The sequence below is a fragment of the Nocardia sp. NPDC052254 genome (genome assembly GCF_040679495.1).
GTDB lineage: Bacteria > Actinomycetota > Actinomycetes > Mycobacteriales > Mycobacteriaceae > Nocardia.
In genome coordinates this window covers 76,651-95,706 of sequence record NZ_JBFAUW010000009.1, presented here as the reverse complement: position 1 = coordinate 95,706, position 19,056 = coordinate 76,651, and the positions used below count along the sequence as shown (strand labels likewise).

Genomic DNA, 19,056 nt, shown 5'->3' with positions numbered 1-19,056 from the left:
CCTGAGGTACCGCACAATGGGCGGCCGATGCCAGGACCTGCGGAAACCCATGATCAGCCGGGCGCGTGCAGCTGCCGCCACGCCCGCCGACGGGGATGCGCGGCGACTGGGTGGCGGCGAATTGGGCGAACGGATGGTTCATGTTCGATGTGATCATTGCCGGATGCGGGCCGACCGGTGCGACGCTGGCCGCCGAACTGCGGCTGCACGATGTGCGGGTGCTCGTTCTGGAGAAGGAGCTCGAGCCGGTGTCGCTCGCTCGCATCGTCAGTCTGCACATTCGCAGTCTCGAGTTGATGGCGATGCGCGGACTGCTGGACCGCATTCTCGAGCGCGGACGACAACGCCCGGTCGGCGGCATCTTCGCCGCCATCCCCACACCCGCGCCGGCGGGCCTGGATGCCGCGGACGCCCGCCTGCTGGGTATCCCGCAGCCGGTCGTCAATCGACTGCTCGAAGAGCATGCGGTCGAGCTGGGCGCGGAGGTCCGGAGTGGTTGTGCGGTAATCGGTTTCGAGCAGGATGAGGACGGGGTGAGCGTCGAGCTGGCCGACGGGCAACGGCTGCGGTCACGTCATCTCGTCGGCTGTGACGGTGCCCGCAGCACCGTGCGTAAGCTACTCGGCGTCGGATTCCCCGGCGAACCCTCGCGCAACGACACACTGATGGGCGAGATGGAAGTGGGTGTGCCGCAGGAGGAGATCGCCGCCGCGGTCGCCGCGGTCCGCGAGACCGACAAGCGCGTGATTCTCGCTCCGGTCGGCGACGGCGTCCATCGGGTGGTGGTCCCCGCGGCCGACGTCAGCGATCGCGCGGAGCCGCCCAGTCTCGAGGATTTCGCGCACCGGTTGCGCATCGTCACCGGAACCGATTTCGGTGTGCACTCGCCGCGCTGGCTGTCCCGCTTCGGTGATGCCACCCGGCTGGCCGAGCGGTATCGGGTCGGCCGGGTGCTGCTGGCCGGCGATGCCGCGCACATCCACCCGCCCGCCGGTGGTCAGGGCCTGAATCTCGGCGTTCAGGACGCCTTCAACCTGGGCTGGAAACTGGCCGCACAGGTCCGCGGCTGGGCGCCGGAAACACTGCTGGACACCTATGAGGCCGAACGTCATCCGGTCGCCGCGGACGTGCTGGACAACACCCGCGCCCAAGTGGAACTGCAATCCCGCGCACCGGGACCGCAGGCCGTGCGCAGATTGCTCACCGAACTGATGGATTTCGACGAGGTGAACCGCTACCTCATCGAGAAGATCACCGCGATCGACATCCGCTACGACTTCGGCGGGGACCGACAGGCACCCGACCTGCTCGGGCGCCGTCTGCGCGACCTCGATTTGAGACAGGGTCGTCTCTACGATCAGCTGTATGGCGGCCGCGGCCTGGTACTCGATCGCACCGGGTCGCTCACTGTCGACGGCTGGTCGGACCGAGTCGACCTCATCGCCGATTCCACTGCCGCACTGGATGTTCCGGCGCTGCTGCTCCGCCCCGACGGCTACGTCGCCTGGATCGGCGAGAGCCAGCACGACCTCGACGATCAGCTCGCCCGCTGGTTCGGCGCACCCGCTCGTCCATCAGCCAGGCCGGGTTCGTGCTCGAGCCCGTGAAGTGGCAGACATCCTCGACGGGCCGACCGTCCGACACGTGAACCGCCGATCGGCCCTGCCGAGTTCGGCAGGGCCATCGGACCGCCTCCGGCGCGGCCGGGTCATGGCGGCAGGACAGAGCGAAGAGCAGCCAGATCCTCCTCCGTGGGAGGCGTCGGCGACAGTTCGCCCGGACGCCATGCCCGCAGCGCGTCGAGCACGTCGTCCAGCAAGGCGATCGTCTCCGACCAGCTCACATTCGCTCGCGTTCGCGGATGTCGTTGCGGCAGTATTGGTTTCGACTCGGACATCATCGACCTCCCAGCGGGTTGGCACGATGCCCCTCGTCCGGGGCGTACGCCCCCTCCCGCTCGTAGGTGTGGCCGGTCGCGAGGTCGTGAATATCGGTGACCTCGGCGAGCTCCGGCGGAACCCGCCCACGCAGATGCGCGATATGCGGCACGATCAACAGCTCCACCCGATGCGCCATGATGTGTTCCGGTAGCACCTCGGGCACGATCAAGCTGCTGCTCCTGGTCAGCCCGATATAGATGTAGCCGAATCGCGCTGCCAGACGCCGGGCGTTCAGGTCGAAGCCGGTCAAGGTCTTCACCAGGTCGACACACACGTAACCCATTGCGCGCGGGATACTTTCGTCGACATCGCCTTGATTCATCGCGCCTGCGCCGCTGTCGAGAACAGCCGTTCGAGCCCGGATTGCGCTGTCGCGACGACGACCGTCGCGCACCGGGAGATCGCTTCGGGAACGACGCCGTCGTCGAAATGCGCCGTGCTGGGCACAAGGACCACCTCCACCGTGTCCATCCGACCCAGGACTACGCCGAGCCGGAGTTCGGGATCGTCGGTGCGCGAGCCGAAAACGATGGTCTTTCGCAGGTTGTATCCCCTGCTTTTGGCGAGATTTCTCAGCTGCTCCTCGTCCACGTGTTGGTTGATCCCGGAGATATCACTGCGTACGTAGCCGATTGCATCGATGCTCATGGTCAGTGCCGCTCCCGAGTACTGGTCATTTGATTGGTTCACGCCCGCCGCCGGGGACCACATCACTCGGCGGCGGGGCTTCGCGAGAACCTATGTGCGGGCGACAACCTCATCGGGTACATTCCGTACCCCATGCATCGGCGATAGGCTTGTGAGAACCAGCAATTCAGCGGGAGGCGCTATCGTGCACGGCGAAAGCAGCCTGGCGATCAGCCAGAGGATCAAGATCCACCGCGAACGTGCGGGAATGTCCCGTCCCGTCCTCGCGGGATTGATCGGGAAGTCTACGGAGTGGTTGAAAGCTGTGGAAAACGGCCGCCTGCAGACACCGCGACTGTCCATGTTGTTGCGGATCGCGCAGGCCCTCGATATCGAGGATCTGGCGGAGCTGACCGGGGACGGCCATGCCGTGCCGGTCGTGGTGTTCGCCGGTGAGCAGCACGCGGCGCTGACGCAGGTACAGGCAGCTCTGACCGATTTTCGGATCATGGCACGCGATCGGCAGCCGAGCGCACAACACCTCGCCGAGCGGCTGCGGCAGGCGTGGCACATTCGACACTGCAGCCCGGACCACCGGACACAGCTGGGGTCCCTGTTGCCCGGACTCATCCGTGACGCGCAGAGCGCGGTCCGAACCAACGGCCCCGAGCGGCGTACCGCCCGGAAGACCCTGGCCGGTGTGTATCAACTCGCCGACTTCTACGTCGCCTACCAACCCGCTCCCGAACTCGTGTGGATGGTGGCGGACCGTGGCCTCAACGAGGGATACGAGGTCGATGACCCGTACGTAATCGCCTGTAGCGCATGGTCGATGGTGCAGGCGCTGCGAGACTCGGGACGGTGGGAAGAAGCCATCGATCTTGCCCGCGACTCGATCACCAGGCTGATGCCTTACGTTGAGCGCGACGAGACCTCCGACGACTGGCGCGGTATCGTCGGCGCACTCGAGGCCGAGGTCGCGTATGTGTACGCACGACGTGGACGATATGGGAGCGCATGGGCCTCCTGGGAACGCGCCGACGACTTCGCGCAGCGACTCGGACCGACGTATCGTCATGTGCAAACATCATTTTCGACATCGGTGATGTCGGCCCACGCGGTAACGCTCGGGGTCGAGTTGCGACGCACCGGTGAGGCGTTGCGCGCGGCCGACAGCTTCGACCCGCGCGACATCGTCTCGGTGCCACGACGTAGTCGGCACTTCATCGAGGTGGCACGTGCGCACACCCAGCAGGGACAGCCAACCGCGGTGTACGCACTGCTGTCGAACGCCGAACGAACAGCACCGGAGACGATCAGATACAACGGGTTCGCACGGAACATGGTGCTCGACCTCTTGAAATCCCCGCCGCCCGGAATGCGTGACGAGGTGCGAGAACTCGGACGTCGCGTCGGCGTCGCCGCGTAAACTGTTGGTACACAGCATTTTGCTGTGCTCGCAATTGAGCCGCTCCGTTCGGATGATCGGGGCGGCTCGCACGGTGTGTTCGCAGGGATCATCCGGCGGGGCCGAATACGGTCGACGCTTCGGCCCGCCGAGTTCGATCCTGCGCAGCGGCGTCGACGCTACGGTCGACGCCGCAGGCACGATTCACTCACGGGCCAGCCATTGCGAGAGCCGAGTCGGCGCGAGTTGCGCGCCCGGACCGGGCAGCAGGCTGTCCGCACCGAGGATCGCTCCGAAGTACCGGGCCTGCGGGTCGGTCACCACCTCGCGCGGATCGGATCGGGCCGCGAGCACCATGCGAATCCACTGGTCGAGGCCGAACGCCTCCGGGCCGCCGATGTCCAGGGCGCCGTCGAGCGGTGCACCGGCGCAGGTGCGGGCCACCGCTGCGGCGACATCGTCGGAGGCGATCGGCTGCACGCCCCCGTCCGACAACCGCACCACACCGTCCGTGGTCGCCGAATCGGCTATCCCACCGGCGAATTCGAAGAACTGCGTGGCATGTACGAGCGAATACGGCAGGCCCGAGTTCTCGATCAACGTTTCCTGTACCGCCTTCGCCCGCATATATCCGGATTCCGGCAGCCGCTCGGTACCCACCACCGACAGCGCGGCATAGTGCCCGGCCCCCGCCGCGCGGGCGGCGTCGAGCAGGTTGGTGGTCGACGTGCGGAAGAAGGCCATGACGTCGTCATCGGCGAACGACGGCGAGTTGGAGACGTCGACGACCACGTCGGCGCCCCGCAGCACCTCCCGCACGCCCTCGCCGGTGAGCGTGTTCACGCCTGTGCTCGGAGCGGCCGCAACCGCCTGATGTGCGTGCTCACCCAGGCGGGTGATTACCTTCGAACCGATCAGCCCGGTACCGCCGATGACAACGATCTTCATTCGGTGAACCTCCTGCGTATCGAGGATGGGACTTGCGGTGAATGTGTGACAACGGTTGCCGATGTGCCCGGCGCCGGGCGGGACGTACTCGTGGGTCGGGCCCACGAGGGTGCGGCCGTGCCCGCTTGGCGTCTCCGTGAGCGCCTGGGCCTGGGACTTCAGGGCGAACATCACCCCATTCGAGTCTCTCACCTGTGCGGGGGGCCGACGACGTGTCTGCGGAAATCGGTACCGGACGGCGCCGAACCCGATCGCACGGAAGAGACGGGCGGTGGCACGTCGACAATGCTCACAGTGTCGGTCGAATGTCATCGATGGTCCCGAATCGTATTGCGCCCGTGCCGGATTCGTCGACGTCGAAGATCGCGACCACGCCGACCCAACCGACTGGTACGCTCGCCGTGTGCCTGTGATCGTTGCCACCATCACCCCGAAACCCGACAAATTCGACGAGGTGGCGGAGGTTCTCACCCGCCTCATCCCACAAGTCCACGACGAGGACGGGTGTGAGCTCTATGCCCTGCACCGGGGCAAGGACCGGTTCGTCTTCGTCGAGAAGTGGCGGGACATGGCCGCCCTGGGCGCGCACAGCGGTGCGCCGAGCATCAAAGCCCTGAACGAAGGACTCGAAGACCTGGTGGCGGCAGCGCTGGACGTCCAGGTCCTCGAATCGCTGCCCGCGGGTGACCCGGTGAAGGGCGCTCTGTAGCCTCGATGCCGCGCGGTTGAGGTCTTGACCGGGCCGTCCAGAGCAGGACGTGTGGCCATCGCTGGTCACCTGTCAAGCTCTGCGGATCGCGATCACCGACGCGACCCACTCGGTAGAGGAACCGCTGCAGGGTGGTTTCACGATCGCGTCCGATACTTGCCCAGCACCGCAACGGCGCGGCATCGGTCCCAGTGCGGCCGACTCGTCGTCGCGGGAGCTGGCCAACGGCGACCGCTTGTGATCCGGATTCAGAAGATCGTGAACGGAATCGGGAAGGTCTCGACTCGATACGGCCACAGCAGGAAACGCACATCGTCGATGACGGCAAGACCGTTGTCCCGCAGATCGGTGAGCAGGACCAACTCGTCACCGGTCAGCTCGTCGACGCGGGTCGCCTCGGTCAGCGCACGGAATCGGGTGGCGTGTGGCCCGTCGAGGGTGGCGCGAAAACTCGCTTCCGGGCGTCGAAGATCCCGCAGGACCACGAAATCCGGGCCACGCCGATAACAACACAGACCGACTCGGTGGCGTTCGCGCCATTGCACCTGGATCCGTTCAGCGGACCGGCCCTCCGCGCGCACGGGTGGCGGCAGATGGACGATGTCGTCCAGTCCGTGTGGGACAGCGGAGGCGAGTGTCCAGTCGATCCGGACACCGGTCCGCATCGCCGCCCCCAATAACCGCAAGACCGCGAAATCGTCTGCGCCACCATGCAATCGCACCGGATCGGCGACAGTGACGACCTGCCCTGCCTGTCGGGCACCGGCGACAGTGGCGTCCGGGTTCATGAGGTCGGCGTCGACGGTCTCCGGCCACCGCAGCAGTGGATCGGTCATGTCGGCTCCTCGAGGCGCACCAGTACCGGCTCGGGTTGTTCCGGCCGTACCATCGAGCGTTCGATCCCGCCCGGGGTTGTCGCCAGCGCGAGCCAGCGTCCACCTTCGGTGAACACCAGCCCGTATTCCAGTTGGGTGGCGAGCCACTGCGCCAATTCCGCAGCGTCCCATGAAAAGCCGGCGGCGGCGAGGCTGCGATGTAGTCCGGAGATCGTGCGGCCGTGCTCCAATTCGACCCAGGTTTCGCGCTCCCTGGGATCGGTGAACACATGGTCGCGGGCGGCCCACCCGAACCGGCGATCCCTGATGATCAGCATTCCGTCGACCTCGCGACGCAACAGCGAGCTCTGCGGGTACTGCGCCTGCCATTCGGCGATCGCGGCGTCCAGTGGCGCCACCTGCTCCTGGGTGATCCCGTGATCCGGAGTGTCGAACTCGTACACGAGGTCGGCGAGCACCCGCCGATCGAGGTCGTACACCAACTGATAGCGCTCGGCGGGAAGGCGTTCGGTGAAGCCGATGGCCGGATCATCGAAATTCGGCGAGAAGCGCTCGAGGAAGATCCGTGAGGTTCCGCCCGGCGGCTGCAGATGCGCCAGCGCGGGAATCTGCTCGATCACGTTGCGATAGTCGTCGACCCGTTCGCCGGGGAATCCGTACAGCCAATTCCACCCGACGGTGATTCCCTCGGATTCCAGGTCCCGTAGCGCGCGCACATTGCGCGCGCCACCGATGCCCTTGTCCATTCTTCGCAGTGCGTCGTCGACCAGAGATTCGATGCCCGGCTGCACACTCCACACCCGCGCCGCGCGCATGGTCGCTGCCTGTTCCGCGGTGATATTCGCCTTGATCTCGTAGTGCAGGCGCAGATCGACGTTCGTCTCGGCGATCGCGGGCAGTGCGGTACGCAGGTAAGAGACGTCGAGGATATTGTCGACCACCGTGACGTCCAATACCTTGTGCTTGCGCACGATGTGGTCGAGTTCGGTGACGAACGCGGCGGGTTGTTTCGCCCGGTAGCTCATAGTGGAGCCGTTCAAGCCGCAGAACGTGCAATGGTGTTTCTCACCCCACCAGCAGCCCCGCGAACTCTCCAGCACCAACTCCGGCTCGGTGAGCTCGCTGATCACACTGTCGTCGTAGGTGCGAAACCAATCATCGAACAAGGGGACGCGCATATCGGCGGGACCGACCGGTTTGCCCGGGTGATCGTTGACCCGCTGGATGCCATCGGCGTCGCGCCAGCACAGCCCAGCGATCGAGCCGAGGTCGCTGCGCCCCGAGCCGAGCGCACCGAGCAATTCCGGGAAGGTGTTGTCCGATTCGCCGCGCAGCACCAGGTCGACGAATTCGAATTCCCGGTGGAGTGTGGCCCCCATGATGCCCTCGGTGTTGTAGCCGCCGAGCACGGTACGAATCTGTGGCGCACGTTCTTTGATCCGTTTCGCCACGGACAGGCTCGGCACACTCTGGCTGAAGGTGGACGTGAATCCGACGATTTCCGGATCCATGGCCAGGACCGCATCGGCGACCGAGGAGACGAAATCATCTGCGAGTTCGCGCATTCGAGAGATCGGACCGAGGTCGATCTCGTGCCGACGTGCATAGTCCGCCATCTGTTCGACGCCGAAGTCCGGGCCGTTCAACGCGCCGGCGAACACCCATTCGCCGAGGGCATGCACGAACCCGCCGTCGGAGATCGCGAGATAGTCGCGCACTGTCAGTCCGGCATCGAGCAGTCGTTCGGCCCAACCGATATTGGCGTAACAGGTGGCGGGTTCGGCGATTTCGTGTGCGACACAACTCGCCTTCAGCAGTCCCAACGCGAGCGATGGGCGGGTCAGCTCGTGCCACGGCATGCACACGAGCACCGTGCGCGGCGAATCCACGGCACTCACCGATCACCGCCCGGCTCCGTGGCGCGGTGAATCGCGGCAATCGTGCGATAGCAGTAATTCTCGACCTCGGGCGACGGGCCGGTCGGCACCGTGCTCATCGCGTCCACTCGATTTCCTGTCGCCGTGGCGTCCATGTGCCGGGCCGCGGCAATAACGACCAGCGTCACCAACTCGTAGTGCACTTTGAGCCGTCCGGTGCATTCGCCGCCCGCACCACTGTGCCGAGGGCAACGCGTCGCACGGCTGCACACCACGATGCCGGGAACAGCATGGCTCAACTGGTCGTCCACATCTTGAGCGGCGACCCCATAGTGCCGTCGGCCAAGGCCCTCGAGGAGATACGGCCTGACGATCATCGATCGGAGGCGCCACTTCCAGCTGATCGCGCGGATTGCTTGCACCGCGATGAAAGCTTGTTCGTCGGTGAGCGATCCGAGCCGCGGAAGGCACCGCTCCAGCCACGGCGGAAGCCCTGCTGCTGCGGATGCCTCCCGCGTTTCGGAGGGCTTGTGTATCAAGCCGTCTCGATATCCTTCTTCAACCGGAGATCCGAATCGACGATGCGCACCGTCGGCTTGGTGCCCAGTTGCTGGATCTTCTTGATCGACAAGCCGGATTCGGCCCGATCCATGCCGTCGAGTTCGGAGTCCGACTCAAAAGATTCCGGATGATGTGCCATGGGAAATTCCTCTCGAAGGCAGGTGACAATCCGAACCCCCGGCTTGCTCACGCGAGGAGCCGGCCGATGTCCGGCTCGGTCCCGCCTGCGCCGGCCGCGAGTTCACCCGGTCGCCGACACCACCGACGACGAGCAGGCTGCCCGCAACAGTGTGTGCGAAATTGGATCCGCCTGCGCGGGCGTGACGAATTTAACGCACCTGTCGACGACTTCCCGGCACTGGTGGCAGGCAGAGGCCCGAGCCACGTCGGTACGCTGCCGGCGGCACCGATGAGTTTCGAGCGCACCCGCCGTCGATACCTCTGGGTACACCGACAGACAGGAGTCCGGCCGTGGCGAGACCATTTCGATTCGGAGTCGTGGCACCGCTGCGAACCGATCCGCCTACGTGGCGGGATCATGTGCGTCGCATCGCCGACAATGGCTATTCGACGCTGCTGGTGCCCGACTTCCCGCTCACCCAGCCGGCACCGGCGCCCATGCTGGCCACCGCCGCGGCGCTCACCGACCTGCGGGTCGGCACCTGGGTGTATGCGGCTCCGATGCGCCCGGCGTGGATGACGGCATGGGAGGCGCACTCGCTGTCGCTGCTGACCGAGGGACGCTTCGAGATGGGTATCGGCACCGGCAGACCGGGGATCGAGGACGAGCTGCGCGACAAGGGGCTACCCGTCGTCCCGCCGAGCGAGCGGCTGGCCCAGGTCCGCGAGGCCGTCGAGGCGCTGCGAGATCTCGACGGCCCCGACCGTCGCACACCGGTCGCGATGGCTGTCCTGGGCCCCAGGGCGCGGGCACTGGCGGCCGAGGTCGCGGACACGGTCACCTTCGCGCTGGGAGATCAGCCTCGGGCCGAGGTCGAGCGGCTGGCCCGCGACTTCCGCACCGGCGCGGACCTCGAGCTCGCACTCGCCGTGCCGGTGGTCGGCGACGCTGTCGCAGCGCACATGGCGCCGCCGGACATCGACATCGCCGCACTGCACGCGGCCGACGCACTGACCGTGCTTCCGGACGATCCGGCGGCCGCCGCCGAGGAGATCCAGCGCCGACGAGAGGAGATCGGCTTCTCCTACTTCATCTTCGGCGCCGATGTGGCCGACAGGTTCGCTCCGGTCGTCGCCGAACTCGCTGGTCGATAGCCAACATCGACACGGCCCGCGAACCGATGAGTTCGCACCCGCGCTCCCGTCTGTACTGCGGGCGGCGCGTTGCGGCAGCGCCGCCCCGGCCGACGGACCGATATCGACTCCGCAACGGCTGCCGAGGGGCCGCTGTGACGGAAGGGATGTACTTCGATGGCAGATGCGGAATCTCGCGAAAGCCTGTGGGCCATGACGCATATGGAGCGCAGGGCGCTGGCCGATGACCTCGCCGAGCTGAGCGCCCCACAGTGGGCACAGCGGTCACTGTGCGGTGCGTGGACGGTCGAAGAGGTCGTGGCCCATCTGACCGCCGCCGCCAGCATCAGCCGACTCCGCTGGCTGCGTAGCGTTCTCGGCGCTCGGTTCGACTTCGATCTGCACAATGCCCGGCGACTCGCCGAGCAGCGCGGCGCCACACCCGCCGAAACCCTCGACCGTTTCCGCGCGGTGATCGACAGCACCACGTCGGCATCGAGTCGCCACGTCGCGGAGTGGCTCGGCGAGGTGATCGTGCACGGTCAGGACATCCGGAGGCCACTCGGCCTCGCCCGGGAGCCGACGCTCGCGGCGACCACCGCCGTCGCCCGCGCCTACGCCGCCCGGAATTTCACCGTGGCCGGACGACGCGTGATCGACGGTCTGCGCCTGGAGGCAACCGACGGACCGTTCACCGCGGGAACCGGGCCGTTGGTTCGCGGAACGACGATCGCACTCACCATGGCAATGGCGGGAAGGGCCGTCTACTGCGACGATCTCATCGGGCCCGGCGTGCCGGCTCTGCGCGAGCGTGTGTGACACGCGTCGCGTCTCCGGCGGTATCGGAGATGCCCCTCTCGATTCGACCTCCCGATGTGCTTGACCATCCCACTCGGGCGAATTCGGCTGTACCGATGAATTTCGGGTGGATACGCAGTCGACACGACTGGAGACACCGGCAGCGGTGGGCCTGTGCCGGGGACGTTTCCGGTACGGGAGCCAAACACACATGGAGGCAAGGGTGAGCGTCGACGACACCGCACAGGAGCGCATGATCCGCACGGATGAGCAACCGGAACGGGTGGACAGGCCGCGGGTGCTGGTGGCGGGGGCCGGCATCGCGGGGCCCGCGCTGGCCCACTGGTTGCGCCGGCGCGGGGCCGAGGTGACCGTGGTGGAGCGGGCCGCCGCGCTGCGTCCCGGTGGTCAGGCGGTGGACGCGCGCGGGGTGGCCAAGGAGGTCATCCGGCGGATGGGGCTGGACGCGGCGGTGCGCGCCGCGCGCACCGAGACCGCGGGCGCGGACACCGTGGACGTCGACGGGACAGTGCTGCAGACCTTTTCCGCGGAGGACGACGGCGGCGACGGGTACATCTCCGAGATCGAGATCCTGCGCGGGGACCTGTCCCAGGTGCTCTACGACGACACCCGCGACGGTGTGGCGTACCGCTTCGGCGACCGCATCACAGAACTCACCCAGGACCCGGATGGGGTCGACGTGACCCTGGCAAGCGGTGACCGGCGCCGCTTCGAGCTGGTGATCGGTGCGGACGGGCTGCACTCGGCACTGCGGGCCATGGTCTTCGGCCCGCGCGAACAGTTCCTCCGCCACCTCGGGCTCGCGCTCGCGTTCTACAGTGTGCCCAACGAGTTCGGGCTGGGCCGCCGGCTCATCGATTACCAGGAGTCCGGGCGCTCGGCCGGCCTGCGGCCCGTCCCGGACGCCACCCGGGCGATGGCCATGTTCTCCTTCCCGGCGGGGGAACTCGATGTCGACCATCGCGACGTCGATGCCCAGAAGCGCCTGCTGCGTGAGCGGATGGCCGGCATGGGCTGGTGGACCCCGCGCATCCTCGCCCATCTGGACGACACCCCGGACTTCTACCTCGACCAGGTTGCCCAGGTGGTGATGGACCGTTGGTCGAGCGGACGGGTGGGGCTGCTCGGGGACGCGGCATTCAGTTCCTCACCGATGTCGGGGGCGGGCACCGGACTCGCCCTGGTCGGCGCCTACCTGCTGGCCGGCGAACTGGCCGCCGCACAATGGAATCCGGAGGCCGGGTTCGCCCGCTACGAGGAACGGATGCGCTCGTTCGTGGAGGCCAACCAGGAGATGGGCCGGTTGCACGTGCACAGCCTGCTCCCCGGGCCGGATGCCGGGCCGGACATCGATGTCGGAAGCGAATGGTTCACCGACCTGCTCGCGCGTGCGATCAACGGGGTCGAATTGCCCGACTACGCGGAGGTGCCGGACCACGGCGCCCCGAGCGCGACACTCGCCCGGGAATAGTTACCGGCGAGGAGGGGAATCCCCGGCTCATGGGTGACCATCCCGACGCCGCGACGCTCGCGCACTGCACGGACGACCAACTGCGCCAGCGCTATACACGCGCCCGCAACCTGACTCTGAGCCCGAGTGCGCGGCTCGCCGCGGCGGCGCACGACGCCCGGGCGCGGGCGAGGCAGGAGTGGGAGGAGTTACATCCCGGGCCCACGTCGACGTTCATCCAGCGGATGCGGCGCGGCCGCCGGCGGGCGTGGCAGGAATACGACCGTCTCATCGCCGAATACCACGCGTCCGCGGGGCGAGCCGAACTCGAGGATGCGGCAGAGGCCCGGGCCCGCAGCGAGTTCTGGGCCGCCTACCGCGAAGAACGTGTGGCGTCGGTGGATCCGCAGTCGAACGACTCGGACGCCGCGCGGCTCGAGCTGTCCGCGGTGATACAGCTGCTGGAATACGAGGCCTCTCCGGAACGCTTCGCATCCATCCGCGCTGCCGCGAACGACACGCGCAGACGACACTGGCGGACCTACCGCACCGAAGGCGCGGTGTTCTGCCAACCGCCGTCGACCGATCCGCGATCACCGCGACCGGAGGGGTCCGCGGTGATCCGGCAGCTGTACGAACGCCATCGCGACATCGAGTGGATCGCCGCGTTTCTTCTCGTGGCACGCACGGAGATCGAGAAGGAACTCGGCCTCGAGCGACCACTGCGGCGAGGCTCCGGCGCTGGCGGAAGATGAGGTCCGCGGCCGGGCGCCCACCGCCGATTCGGTTGCGCCCGAACCGAACACATCGGGACCGGCGATGGCCGCCGCGCCGAACCGCCACGACGACCAGCCGGTATCGATCACCGGTTCTTCTTGACCATCGTCAGGACGATCGGCGTATCTGCGCCGACGATCTTGCCGGGACCGGGCTCGACGTCGATCACGGTCCAGTTCGACAACTTCAGGACCAGCTGCACACCCGGTGTGCCCGAGGCGTATTCGACCCGGTCGAATCCGAGCTGCTTCAACTCGGCCGAGGCGATCGCACCGTTGCGGCCGATCAGGTCGTTCGGGACGGTCAACTCCCGGGTTCGCCCCGGTGTGGCCGGCCGGTACCCGGAGTCGGAGACCCGGGGTGTGGCGAACGGCCGGAAGGTCGGCGCGGTGGTGGTGGCGGCCGGCGATGCGCTGGTCGATTCGACATGGCATGCGTTACCGACGGTCCCGACCAGGACCAGCACGGCGATCGTTGCCAGCGCCCACACCCAGGGCGGTGCCTTGCGCTCGGGTTGCGGAGCAGCTGGCGTCGCGGTGACGGGCGGGTAGGGCGGAAGCTGCGGGTTTGCACGGGTCATACCTGAGAACCTCCTCATCGGTTTCTGAGGAGTTGGTTGCGGGAAGACCCCGGGGCGTTACGGGAATGACGGCGTTTCGCGTTGCCGCGCCGGACAATTAGGGATGCGTTGGGTGCGCCGGGTGCATTCGTGTCCGGAACAGCGCGGCGTGTCCACACCGCACAACTGCCCAACTCCACCCGGGCACCCGGGCGACGGGGTATCCGTCACGGCTGCGCGCCGACGCCCTGGCGATGGACAGTTCAGGCGCGGTAGCCGTCGGTTCCCGCCCGGGACATGACGATGTTGGGGACCACCGCCCGCGACGACAGCCGCAACAGCGAGTCCACCATTTCGACCACGTCGTTCACGGTGAGCATGTCCTGCGGTGGGATGCGGTCGTGGATCCACGCGCTCATATCGGTGTCGACGTAGCCGGGGGCGATCGTGGTCGCGGTGACGCCGTTGCCGGATTCTTCGGCGTTGAGGGTCGCGAACAGTGAGACCAGTGCGGCCTTGGCGGCACCGTAGACCGCGAGACCGGCCTCGGCGTAGACGCCGGTGATCGAGGACAGTGCGATCACCTTCGCACCCCGGGCCGGCTCGGCCGCGGCGGCGCTGCGCAGCAGGGGCAGCGCGCCCTGGACAAGTTGCAGCGGGGCACGCACATTCACCGCGAAGGTCTTGTCGAATCGGCGCATCGACGCCTCGGCGACCGGTCCGGCCGACCCCACTCCGGCGTTCAGGACCAGCGCCGACATCGCGCCGAAACGCTCGGCATGTGCGGCGAGCACACCGGCGACACCCTCGGCATCGGCCATGTCCGCCGGCGTCACGGCAACGTCGGGAGCACCGGCGGCGCGAAGACTGTCCGCGACCGTCGCCAGCCGGTCGGCGTCACGTGCGGTGATGGTGAGCGAATAGCCCTGCCGGGCAAGGCGCTCCGCGATGCCCAGGCCGATCCCGCGAGACGCGCCGGTGATCAGCGCGGTCCTCGTCGCCTCGGTCAACTCCGTTCTCCCTTCAGTGCGCGCAGCCCGGCCGCGACGAATTCCGGTGTGGCCTCGGCGGCGCGTTCGGCCGCCGAACCGGCATCCGATCCGCGGCGGGCCCGATGCGTGATTCCCTCGGCGATCACACCGAGTTTGAGATTCGCCAGCGCGAGATAGAAACCCCAGTCCCCCAGATCACGGCCGGATGCGATGGCGTAGCGCTGGGCGAGGGTCTCCGGGCTCGGCAGGCGGTCACTGGTCCACGCGGCTCGGGTGCCGAGTACCAGATCGAAGACCGGAGAGCGGTATACGCACATCAGCGCCACATCGGTGAGCGGATCGCCCAGGGTGGACAACTCCCAGTCGACCACCGCCAGCACCCGGGCCGGATCGGATGGGTCGACGATGGTGTTGTCGATGCGGAAATCGCCGTGCACGATCGCACCCGGCGCTTCCGGCGGTAATGCCTCGCTCAGGGCCGCGCACAGGGTGGTGACATCGGCGAGTTCGCGGGTCTTGACCCGATCCCATTGCGACGCCCAGAGTTTCACCTGCCGGGCGACGAATCCGGCCGGGCGCCCGAATTCACCGAGCCCCACCGCACCGGGTTCGACAGCGTGCAGATCGGCCAGCACCCGCACCAGCGCGTCCACACTCGCGGCGACCTGTTCACCGGTGAACGCCGCGAGATCGTCCTGACCGCGCACGACCGCACCGTCGACGAATTCGACAACCGTCGCCGGCGCACCCAGCACGGCGCCCTCGGCGTCGAAGGCCACCGTCCGCGCCACCGGCACCGCGGAATCCCGCAGTGCCCGGGTCACGGTGTATTCACGCGCCATATCGTGCGCCGACGGTGTGAGACCCGCGACCGGAGGACGCCGGACAACCCATCTCGACACTCCGTCCGAGGCGGCGAAGGTCAAATTGGAGCGACCGCCGCTGATCAGTTCGACCTTCAGCTCCCCCCGCACGGGTACCCCCTGCTCGCGCAGAAACCGTTGCAGTGCGGGCACATCCATACCCGGCAGTGACATGCCGTCCGCCGTCGTCATTCGGCGTCCCGCTTCGCGCGCCGCGCGGCGCCGACCGCGCGTTTGGCGATCGCCCACCGGTGGACCTCGGAGGGGCCGTCGTAGATCCGGAACGGCCGCACTTCGCGCGACAATCGCGCCAGCGGCAGATCACCGGATACGCCGAGCCCGCCACACATCTGCACACTGCGGTCCACGATCCGGAAGATCGCTTCGGCGGCAAAGGTTTTCGCGATCGAGGTGGCGTTGGACGCGGGCTCGCCGAGGTCGAGTTCCCAGCAGGCGCGGGTCAGCAGCGCCCGGGTGGCGGCGATATCGATCTCGTTGTCGGCGATCATCTTCTGGATCATGCCGAGATCGCCGAGCCGCGAACCGAACCCCTCGCGTTCGGCCACATGGGCCACCGCGACGTCGTGCCCACGCCGGGCGGCGCCGAGCCAGCGCATCACATGGGTCATGCGCGCCGGGCCCAGCCGTACCTGCGCGTATTCGAACCCGCGATCGACGGCGCCCAGGACCGCCGAATCCGGAACCAGCACATCGTCGAAGAACACCTCGCAGTGCCCGCCGATCATCGACTTGTCCAGGGTGTCGATGTGGCGCTCGACGCGGATTCCGGGAGTGTCGGCCGGGGCCAGGAACATGGTCGCGCCCCCGCGCCGGCCGGGTTCACCGGAGGTGCGGGCCATGATGATGAAGAATCCCGCGCCGTCGGCACCGGTGATGAACCACTTGTGCCCGTTGATGCGCCAGCCGCCCTCGGCCCGCACCGCGCGGGTGGCCAGTGCCGAGGGATCCGATCCCGCACCCGGTGCCGGTTCGGTCATCGCGAAGGCCGAGCGCAGGTCCCCGCGCGCGAGCGGTTCCAGGAACTGCTGCTTCTGCTCCGGATTCGCGATGTGGGCCAGCATGTGCACATTGCCCTCGTCGGGCGCCGCGATATTCAGCGCGGTCGGCCCGAACAGCGAGTATCCGGCCTCCTCGAAGACCGGCGCCCGATCGGACATGCCGAGGCCGTGTCCGCCGAACTCGACCGGCGCGTGCGGCGCGAAGACTCCCGCGTCGCGCGCGGCCTGCTGGAGTTCGACGCGGACCGCGTCTCCGCCGGCCGCGGCGATGTCACCGGCGTGCGCGTCCTCCACCGGCAGCACCGTCGCGCGAACGAATTCCCGGGTGCGCTCGGCCAGCTCCCGGACCTCGGGCGGATAGGACAGTTCGATCGCCACGCGCACTCCTCATCACAACGGCCGAACGATCACTCGGCTCTCCTTACTTGAAGACAGTGCCATCATCCCTTTTGCCTTGTCAATGCGATGCCGAACGAGCCGGTTCATGTTCAGTTATCCTGAACTCCGTGACTTCATCGGACAATGCCGGGACAGGCGGCCGGCTGCGCCGGGCACGCACCGCGGCCGGACTCTCGTTACGCGAGACCGCCGAGCGCCTCGGCGTCAGCCCCGCGACACTGAGCGCCGTCGAGAACGGCAAGACCGGAATATCGGTGCCGCGGCTACGCGCGGCCGCCGCGGAACTGGGCACCACGGTGTCCTGGCTCATCGACGAGTCGCAGCCCGATCGGCCGCCGCGCAGGACACACCCACGCACGCCATCTCCCGGCGGCACATCGCGCGACTGGCGAGAATTTCCACCGCTACCCGTGGACCCCGTGCTGTCGGCGGCCATCGATTCGTTCGTCGAGACCGGATACCACGGCGCCACCATGCGCTCGATCGCCGAGCGGGCCGGCATGAGCGTGCCCGGGGTATACCACCACTATCACGACAAACAGGAACTTCTCGTGCGCGCACTCGACCTGACCATGGACGAATTGCACTGGCGCATTCCAGCGGCAGGCACCGAGGGCGCCACCGCAACCCTGCGCCTGGCACACACGGTCGAGGCGTTGGCACTGTTCCACACCCACCGCCGTGAACTCGCCTTCATCGGCGCCAGCGAGATGCGCAGTCTCACTCCCGCCAACCGGGCGCGGATCGCGGCTTCCCGCAACGAGATCCAGTATCTGCTCGACGAGGCCATCGACGCCGCACTCGTCGAATCGGAGCTGCCCCAGGCCGATGCGCGCACCGCCGGGCGCGCCGTCGCCACGATGTGCACCGCACTCCCGCAATGGTTTCGGCTCGACGGCCCCACCTCACCCGAGCACATCGCCACCCGCTATGCCGAGTTCACCCTGCGGCTGCTCGGCCTGCATCGGATCTGAGTCGCGGCGTTCAGGACAGCGTCGCGTAGATGTCCTGGGCCAGCAAGGCGTGCCGGGTCTGCTCGGCCAGGCGCACCGGCCATCGGGATTCCGGCCCGGTGGCGTGTGCGAAGAATTTCGCCGACGCGAACGCGCGATCGTGTTCGACGATGACATCGACGCTGCCACCGCGCTGACTGACCATGAAAGCGGCGGTCGGCGGCGCGGCCAGCCGGTATCGGCGTTGCGCGGTTTCAGGATTCACATCGCTGACGGTCGCGGTGACGATGTCGATGACATTCTGATCCGGGCGGCGGATTCCGCGGGGCGTGTCGATCGCGACGTCGTGGACGGCGAGGATCAGCTCCGGCAGATCTCCGGCGTCCACGGTGATGACCGGTACCCGGCCCGGCGCCGACGAGGGATTCACCGCACTGCCCTCGGTTGTCTCGTACACGGCATCGATCGACTCCAAGTCCGGCGTTACGGCCAGAGCCGTCGAACGCCGGTACACCCGAGGGTCGGCGGATCTGCTGCACAGAGCATTACCCCGATCGGGTCGCCGTCAACCCTCGCCGGATCTCCGGTCGCGATGCGCCGCCGGGAGCGGTCAGATCTCGTCGAGGCCGATGTGCCCGTCCTGCAGCGCACGGGCCAGCAAGGCCGCCTTGGTGGTCGCGGGCCGGCCGGCACGGCTGTACTTCTCGCGAATCCGGGCGAGGTGGGTATTGACCGTCCCGGGTGAGATGTAGAGCCGGCGGCACACCTCGGCCTTGGTATCACTGAGGATCCACGCCAGCAGTACTTCCACTTCCCGGGCACTGAGCGAAGGCGTCGATGCCACCGCCTGTTCCGGGCAGGCGCCGGCCGAGGCGGCCGTCATCGGCAAGGTTTGGGACACGATGTCTTCCTGTTCTCCACGCGTGCGGAGAACGCTACCCAGCTATTGCCGTCCGTGGGGACATTACCGTTGCATAACCGAAAAATGTTGCCACCGTTCGCATTGCGAACGAAAAATCACACGTTTCGGATAACGCCGCGCCCATGTCGACCGGCCCCGGGTCA

The 19,056-nt window shown here is 67.4% G+C and carries 21 protein-coding genes; 8 read left to right on the top strand and 13 right to left on the bottom strand.

Annotated features, from left to right (window positions below; genetic code table 11):
• The first annotated feature begins 140 nt into the window (after positions 1-140).
• Positions 141-1,607 carry an FAD-dependent monooxygenase gene (locus AB0L57_RS22355; RefSeq protein ID WP_364965319.1) on the top strand — a complete coding sequence of 489 codons (1,467 nt, stop codon included), beginning with the start codon at positions 141-143 and terminating at the stop codon, positions 1,605-1,607.
• Positions 1,608-1,896: 289 nt separating this feature from the next.
• On the opposite strand, the gene AB0L57_RS22350 is transcribed toward AB0L57_RS22355, so the two are convergent.
• Together AB0L57_RS22350 and AB0L57_RS22345 are read right to left on the bottom strand one after the other, a co-directional pair.
• The gene (locus AB0L57_RS22350; RefSeq protein ID WP_364965317.1) at positions 1,897-2,262 is read right to left on the bottom strand and encodes a hypothetical protein; all 366 of its coding nucleotides are present in this window, start codon (positions 2,260-2,262) and stop codon (positions 1,897-1,899) included.
• Positions 2,259-2,588, bottom strand: a complete 330-nt coding sequence (locus tag AB0L57_RS22345) for a hypothetical protein (RefSeq protein ID WP_364965315.1) — start codon at positions 2,586-2,588, stop codon at positions 2,259-2,261. The genes AB0L57_RS22350 and AB0L57_RS22345 overlap by 4 nt, the downstream gene beginning before the upstream one ends.
• A gap of 151 nt (positions 2,589-2,739) precedes the next feature.
• On the opposite strand from AB0L57_RS22345, the gene AB0L57_RS22340 reads away from it, so the two are divergent.
• Positions 2,740-3,996, top strand: coding sequence for a helix-turn-helix domain-containing protein (locus tag AB0L57_RS22340; protein WP_364965312.1), 1,257 nt, complete (start codon positions 2,740-2,742; stop codon positions 3,994-3,996).
• Positions 3,997-4,179: 183 nt separating this feature from the next.
• Here AB0L57_RS22340 and AB0L57_RS22335 read toward each other — a convergent pair whose 3' ends face one another.
• Positions 4,180-4,923: an SDR family oxidoreductase gene (locus AB0L57_RS22335; RefSeq protein WP_364965309.1), complete on the bottom strand. Its 744-nt coding sequence runs from the start codon at positions 4,921-4,923 to the stop codon at positions 4,180-4,182.
• Positions 4,924-5,326: 403 nt separating this feature from the next.
• Between AB0L57_RS22335 and AB0L57_RS22330 the strand changes: the two genes are divergently transcribed.
• Positions 5,327-5,632 carry a putative quinol monooxygenase gene (locus tag AB0L57_RS22330; RefSeq protein ID WP_364965307.1) on the top strand — a complete coding sequence of 102 codons (306 nt, stop codon included), beginning with the start codon at positions 5,327-5,329 and terminating at the stop codon, positions 5,630-5,632.
• A 248-nt stretch (positions 5,633-5,880) separates the two neighbouring features.
• Here the strand turns inward: AB0L57_RS22330 and AB0L57_RS22325 are convergent, their stop codons facing one another.
• The 4 genes from AB0L57_RS22325 to AB0L57_RS22310 form a co-directional block, all read right to left on the bottom strand.
• Positions 5,881-6,468, bottom strand: coding sequence for a DUF5825 family protein (locus tag AB0L57_RS22325; RefSeq protein WP_364965304.1), 588 nt, complete (start codon positions 6,466-6,468; stop codon positions 5,881-5,883).
• The gene (locus AB0L57_RS22320; RefSeq protein WP_364965302.1) at positions 6,465-8,366 is read right to left on the bottom strand and encodes a RiPP maturation radical SAM C-methyltransferase; all 1,902 of its coding nucleotides are present in this window, start codon (positions 8,364-8,366) and stop codon (positions 6,465-6,467) included. The genes AB0L57_RS22325 and AB0L57_RS22320 overlap by 4 nt, the downstream gene beginning before the upstream one ends.
• Positions 8,363-8,656: a hypothetical protein gene (locus AB0L57_RS22315; protein ID WP_364965299.1), complete on the bottom strand. Its 294-nt coding sequence runs from the start codon at positions 8,654-8,656 to the stop codon at positions 8,363-8,365. Before AB0L57_RS22315 ends, AB0L57_RS22320 begins: the two co-directional genes overlap by 4 nt.
• Before the next feature lie 224 nt (positions 8,657-8,880).
• On the bottom strand, positions 8,881-9,045 hold the full coding sequence (locus AB0L57_RS22310; RefSeq protein WP_364965297.1) for a hypothetical protein: 165 nt from the start codon (positions 9,043-9,045) through the stop codon (positions 8,881-8,883).
• 332 nt (positions 9,046-9,377) lie between these two features.
• On the opposite strand from AB0L57_RS22310, the gene AB0L57_RS22305 reads away from it, so the two are divergent.
• The 4 genes from AB0L57_RS22305 (at position 9,378) to AB0L57_RS22290 (ending at position 13,184) form a co-directional block, all read left to right on the top strand.
• Positions 9,378-10,181: an LLM class flavin-dependent oxidoreductase gene (locus AB0L57_RS22305; RefSeq protein ID WP_364965294.1), complete on the top strand. Its 804-nt coding sequence runs from the start codon at positions 9,378-9,380 to the stop codon at positions 10,179-10,181.
• A gap of 192 nt (positions 10,182-10,373) precedes the next feature.
• On the top strand, positions 10,374-10,979 hold the full coding sequence (locus AB0L57_RS22300; RefSeq protein WP_364965291.1) for a maleylpyruvate isomerase family mycothiol-dependent enzyme: 606 nt from the start codon (positions 10,374-10,376) through the stop codon (positions 10,977-10,979).
• 202 nt (positions 10,980-11,181) lie between these two features.
• On the top strand, positions 11,182-12,450 hold the full coding sequence (locus AB0L57_RS22295; protein ID WP_364965289.1) for an FAD-dependent monooxygenase: 1,269 nt from the start codon (positions 11,182-11,184) through the stop codon (positions 12,448-12,450).
• A gap of 29 nt (positions 12,451-12,479) precedes the next feature.
• Complete coding sequence (locus AB0L57_RS22290; RefSeq protein WP_364965287.1) at positions 12,480-13,184, top strand: hypothetical protein; 705 nt, start codon at positions 12,480-12,482, stop codon at positions 13,182-13,184.
• Between the two features lie 107 nt (positions 13,185-13,291).
• On the opposite strand, the gene AB0L57_RS22285 is transcribed toward AB0L57_RS22290, so the two are convergent.
• The 4 genes from AB0L57_RS22285 to AB0L57_RS22270 all read right to left on the bottom strand — a co-directional run bounded on the left by AB0L57_RS22285 (position 13,292) and on the right by AB0L57_RS22270 (position 17,017).
• Positions 13,292-13,786 carry a hypothetical protein gene (locus tag AB0L57_RS22285; protein WP_364965285.1) on the bottom strand — a complete coding sequence of 165 codons (495 nt, stop codon included), beginning with the start codon at positions 13,784-13,786 and terminating at the stop codon, positions 13,292-13,294.
• 242 nt (positions 13,787-14,028) lie between these two features.
• On the bottom strand, positions 14,029-14,775 hold the full coding sequence (locus tag AB0L57_RS22280; RefSeq protein ID WP_364965283.1) for an SDR family oxidoreductase: 747 nt from the start codon (positions 14,773-14,775) through the stop codon (positions 14,029-14,031).
• Positions 14,772-15,779, bottom strand: coding sequence for a phosphotransferase family protein (locus tag AB0L57_RS22275; RefSeq protein ID WP_364965813.1), 1,008 nt, complete (start codon positions 15,777-15,779; stop codon positions 14,772-14,774). The genes AB0L57_RS22280 and AB0L57_RS22275 overlap by 4 nt, the downstream gene beginning before the upstream one ends.
• A gap of 29 nt (positions 15,780-15,808) precedes the next feature.
• On the bottom strand, positions 15,809-17,017 hold the full coding sequence (locus tag AB0L57_RS22270; protein ID WP_364965281.1) for an acyl-CoA dehydrogenase family protein: 1,209 nt from the start codon (positions 17,015-17,017) through the stop codon (positions 15,809-15,811).
• A 128-nt stretch (positions 17,018-17,145) separates the two neighbouring features.
• Here AB0L57_RS22270 and AB0L57_RS22265 point away from each other — a divergent pair, with 128 nt between their 5' ends.
• On the top strand, positions 17,146-18,012 hold the full coding sequence (locus tag AB0L57_RS22265; RefSeq protein WP_364965279.1) for a TetR family transcriptional regulator: 867 nt from the start codon (positions 17,146-17,148) through the stop codon (positions 18,010-18,012).
• Positions 18,013-18,022: 10 nt separating this feature from the next.
• Here AB0L57_RS22265 and AB0L57_RS22260 read toward each other — a convergent pair whose 3' ends face one another.
• Positions 18,023-18,448: a hypothetical protein gene (locus tag AB0L57_RS22260; RefSeq protein WP_364965277.1), complete on the bottom strand. Its 426-nt coding sequence runs from the start codon at positions 18,446-18,448 to the stop codon at positions 18,023-18,025.
• Between the two features lie 153 nt (positions 18,449-18,601).
• Complete coding sequence (locus AB0L57_RS22255; RefSeq protein WP_364965275.1) at positions 18,602-18,892, bottom strand: helix-turn-helix transcriptional regulator; 291 nt, start codon at positions 18,890-18,892, stop codon at positions 18,602-18,604.
• Between the last annotated feature and the right edge of the window lie 164 nt (positions 18,893-19,056).

Bases quoted from the DNA above. Each gene is read 5' to 3' on its own strand.
- AB0L57_RS22325 (WP_364965304.1), bottom strand. From the start codon at position 6,468: ATGACCGATCCACTGCTGCGGTGGCCGGAGACCGTCGACGCCGACCTC.
- AB0L57_RS22310 (WP_364965297.1), bottom strand. From the start codon at position 9,045: ATGGCACATCATCCGGAATCTTTTGAGTCGGACTCCGAACTCGACGGC.
- AB0L57_RS22290 (WP_364965287.1), top strand. From the start codon at position 12,480: ATGGGTGACCATCCCGACGCCGCGACGCTCGCGCACTGCACGGACGAC.
- AB0L57_RS22335 (WP_364965309.1), bottom strand. From the start codon at position 4,923: ATGAAGATCGTTGTCATCGGCGGTACCGGGCTGATCGGTTCGAAGGTA.
- AB0L57_RS22355 (WP_364965319.1), top strand. From the start codon at position 141: ATGTTCGATGTGATCATTGCCGGATGCGGGCCGACCGGTGCGACGCTG.
- AB0L57_RS22285 (WP_364965285.1), bottom strand. From the start codon at position 13,786: ATGACCCGTGCAAACCCGCAGCTTCCGCCCTACCCGCCCGTCACCGCG.
- AB0L57_RS22300 (WP_364965291.1), top strand. From the start codon at position 10,374: ATGACGCATATGGAGCGCAGGGCGCTGGCCGATGACCTCGCCGAGCTG.
- AB0L57_RS22275 (WP_364965813.1), bottom strand. From the start codon at position 15,779: ATGGATGTGCCCGCACTGCAACGGTTTCTGCGCGAGCAGGGGGTACCC.
- AB0L57_RS22350 (WP_364965317.1), bottom strand. From the start codon at position 2,262: ATGAATCAAGGCGATGTCGACGAAAGTATCCCGCGCGCAATGGGTTAC.
- AB0L57_RS22345 (WP_364965315.1), bottom strand. From the start codon at position 2,588: ATGAGCATCGATGCAATCGGCTACGTACGCAGTGATATCTCCGGGATC.